The sequence below is a fragment of the Chryseobacterium sp. FP211-J200 genome (assembly GCF_001643375.1).
GTDB lineage: Bacteria > Bacteroidota > Bacteroidia > Flavobacteriales > Weeksellaceae > Epilithonimonas > Epilithonimonas ginsengisoli.
The window spans coordinates 1-3,330 of record NZ_LSHB01000057.1 but is presented as its reverse complement, the minus strand read 5'-3'; the positions used below and the strand labels follow the sequence as shown (position 1 = coordinate 3,330).

The 3,330-nt window shown below is 39.2% G+C and carries 4 protein-coding genes; 3 read left to right on the top strand and 1 reads right to left on the bottom strand.

The window, feature by feature from the left end; all coding sequences use genetic code 11:
* The 3 genes from AXA65_RS16975 to AXA65_RS16965 all read left to right on the top strand — a co-directional run.
* Positions 1–887, top strand: an 887-nt coding sequence (locus AXA65_RS16975; protein ID WP_165596619.1) for an amidohydrolase family protein, incomplete at its 5' end; no start/stop codon positions are given.
* Positions 888–969: 82 nt separating this feature from the next.
* The gene (hutH, locus tag AXA65_RS16970) at positions 970–2,457 is read left to right on the top strand and encodes a histidine ammonia-lyase (protein ID WP_063971252.1); all 1,488 of its coding nucleotides are present in this window, start codon (positions 970–972) and stop codon (positions 2,455–2,457) included.
* A gap of 111 nt (positions 2,458–2,568) precedes the next feature.
* Positions 2,569–3,015, top strand: coding sequence for a GNAT family N-acetyltransferase (locus tag AXA65_RS16965; protein WP_063971251.1), 447 nt, complete (start codon positions 2,569–2,571; stop codon positions 3,013–3,015).
* 87 nt (positions 3,016–3,102) lie between these two features.
* Here the strand turns inward: AXA65_RS16965 and AXA65_RS19965 are convergent, their stop codons facing one another.
* Positions 3,103–3,276: a hypothetical protein gene (locus AXA65_RS19965; RefSeq protein WP_165596618.1), complete on the bottom strand. Its 174-nt coding sequence runs from the start codon at positions 3,274–3,276 to the stop codon at positions 3,103–3,105.
* Positions 3,277–3,330: the final 54 nt, after the last annotated feature.

Sequence of the window (3,330 nt, the reverse complement as noted above, 5' to 3'; positions counted from 1 at the left end):
TGTTTTCATCCTCTACAAAAATATCAATTTTTGCTATTACTCCCCAGGTTTTGATCTTGATCCCTGATGTACCCAGAAAAATCGGAGAATTATCATATGCCGAGAGAAATGGAATGGTAGCCATAGCCGATGGTGAAGATGCTGTCTTATTAAGATCTAGAGAACAACTGAGACAAGGTGCAACACAACTGAAACTAATGGCCGGAGGAGGTGTTTCCTCTAACTATGATCCATTGGATGTTTCCCAGTATACAGGCAAAGAATTTGCAGCTGCAGTTTCTGCTGCAGAGAATTGGGGAACTTATGTTACGGTACATGCCTATACACCTTTGGCGATAAAGACTGCGGTAGATGCTGGTGTAAAATGTATCGATCACGGTCAATTAGCAGATGAGGCAACCGCAAAACTAATGGCACAGAAAGGAATCTGGTGGAGCTTGCAGCCATTTCTAGATGATGAAGATGCCAATCCGCATCCAGCAGGATCATCTAATCGACTTAAGCAAATAGAAATGACAAAAGGTACTGAAACAGCTTACGGACTAGCTAAGAAATACAAAATAAAAACTGCCTGGGGAACAGATGTTCTTTTTGATCCAGAATCGGCAAAAAAACAAGGTAAACGACTTGCTAAACTGACCAATTGGTATACACCATACGAGATTTTGAAAATGGCAACTTCTACCAATGCAGAATTACTGAGAATGAGTGGAAAAAGAGATCCCTACCAAAAAGGGAAATTGGGAGAAATCACAGAAGGCGCTTATGCCGATATGATTCTTGTAGACGGGAATCCTCTAACAGAAATTAACCTAGTTGCAGATCCTGAAAACAAATTCCTGATCATTATGAAAGATGGTGTGATCTATAAAAATATATTGAAATAATAATCGACAACCAATAATTCATTAAGCTACTTTTATTAAAATCTTGCCTAAAAAGTGTATTTTTAGGCAAAATTTTTTAGTAATGATTTACGGAATCGATACGCTTGGCTATCAGGATGTTTTGGAAATAGCAAAAAATCCATCCCTTGCAAAACTCAGTGAAAGATCAAGAGAACAAATTATAAAGTCGCAGGAGAATGTTCAGAAAATTGTAGCTTCTGACAGGACGGTTTACGGTATCAATACAGGATTCGGACCACTTTGTGACACCAAAATATCAGAGTCGGAAACGGCGCAACTTCAGCACAATCTGATTATTTCTCACGCCGTAGGTGTTGGGAAACCCATTGACAAGAATATCTCCAAAATCATGATCATTGCCAAGATCCACGCTTTGTCGAAAGGATTTTCGGGTGTTTCATTGGATGTGATAGAGCGTTTGATATTGATGTTGGAAAAAGACATCATTCCGGTTGTTCCGGAGCAAGGTTCTGTTGGGGCATCAGGAGATCTGGCGCCTTTGGCACATTTGGTTTTGCCACTTTTGGGATTAGGTCAGGTTTGGGAAAATAATAAAACGGTTGAAACTTCAACTGTTCTTGAAAAGCACAACATTCAACCTTTGAAACTTGGTCCGAAAGAAGGTTTAGGTTTGATTAATGGAACACAATTCATCTTAGCGCACGCCATCATCGGATTATCAAAATTCGAATATCTTTTGGATCTCGCAGACTTGACTGCGGCAATGAGCCTTGAAGCTTATCGTGGTTCTGCAAGTCCTTTCAAAAAAGAATTGCACGACATTCGGCCATTTGACGGAAGCAGAAAAGTGGCAGAAAGAATGCGAAACTTCCTGAAAGATTCTGACAATCTAAAGTCACACGAATTCTGTGACCGCGTTCAGGATCCGTATTCTATGAGATGTGTGCCACAAGTTCACGGCGCGAGCAGAAATGCTTTCGAACATCTGAAACAAATGGCAGACACAGAACTGAATTCTGTAACCGATAATCCAATCATTTTAAGTGCAGAAGAATCTATCTCCGGTGGGAATTTCCACGGACAGTTGATGGCTTTGCCTCTGGATTATTGTGCATTGGCTGCCGCCGAATTAGGAAATATTTCTGACAGAAGAAGTTATCTTTTGCTAGAAGGAAAATACGGTTTACCTAAATTATTAATAGAAAGCTCAGGCCTTAATTCAGGGTTTATGATTCCGCAATATACAAGTGCCGCATTGGTTACAGAAAACAAAACACTTTGTTTCCCGGCTTCCGCAGATTCTATACCGACAAGTTTAGGACAAGAAGACCACGTTTCTATGGGAAGTATTTCTGGAAGGAAATTCAATCAGATCCTGGGGAATCTTGAAAATATTCTGGCGATTGAATTGATGTTTGGCGCGCAAGGCTTAGAATTCAGACGACCTGCCGTTTGCTCTGACATTGTTGAGAAAAATTATGCCATCATCCGCTCCGTGGTTCCCAAATTGGAAAATGACAGATTGATCGGCGAAGATATTTTGAAGATTGCCGAGCTGATCAGAGAAAGAAAATTGGTTGTAAATTAAATTTAAAAAAAGTCTTCGACTCCGCCCAGGTTGACAATCGATCAATTTTTACATTTTATGAAGATATCATGTTGAGCGGCGTCACAGCACATTTAATCATCTATTTATATAATGAAAATCCTCAGAACTACTTCCGAAAACTTAGACTTCCAAAAACTAGTAAAACAACTAGACGCTTATCTTGCCGTGATGGACGGTGAAGAACACGGTTTCTATGACCAATACAACAAGATCGATTCTCTTAAAAACTGTATTGTTATTTTTGATAATGATGAAGCTGTTACTTGTGGTGCCATAAAAGAATTTGATAAACAATCGATGGAGGTCAAAAGAATGTTCACACTTCCAGAAAAACGTGGAAAGGGCCTAGCTTCGGCTATTTTAAATGAATTAGAATCTTGGACTAAAGAATTAGGTTACGAAAAAACGATTCTCGAAACCGGAAAAAGACAAACCGAGGCTGTTGCACTTTATCAAAAATGTAATTATAAGGTCATCCCTAATTATGGTCAATATGCAGGCGTGGAAAACAGCGTTTGCTTTGAAAAGGATTTATAGATTTTCTCTCGCGGATTTTGTAGATCAAGCAGGTTTCATCCAAATTAAATCTGCTTGACCTCCATGATCTGCGAGAAATCAGTTCTCTTAATTCCCAAACTGATAATCCAAGGGTAACATTTTAGAAATATTCTGTCTGGAGAAATCGCCTTCCAAAATCAATAAATCAGGTTCAGAAATATTGCCTTCCGGAAAAATCTCAAATTGCATAGCTTCCGGATGGACGAACGATGTTTGCGTCACCGCGCCAGAAGATTTCACAAATTCCCCTTTCTTGATCTCATAATAATATTTCTACTCGTAGTGCATTATTAA

Coding starts and splice junctions, on each gene's coding strand:
- hutH (WP_063971252.1), top strand. CDS start 970: ATGATTTACGGAATCGATACGCTTGGCTATCAGGATGTTTTGGAAATA.
- AXA65_RS16965 (WP_063971251.1), top strand. CDS start 2,569: ATGAAAATCCTCAGAACTACTTCCGAAAACTTAGACTTCCAAAAACTA.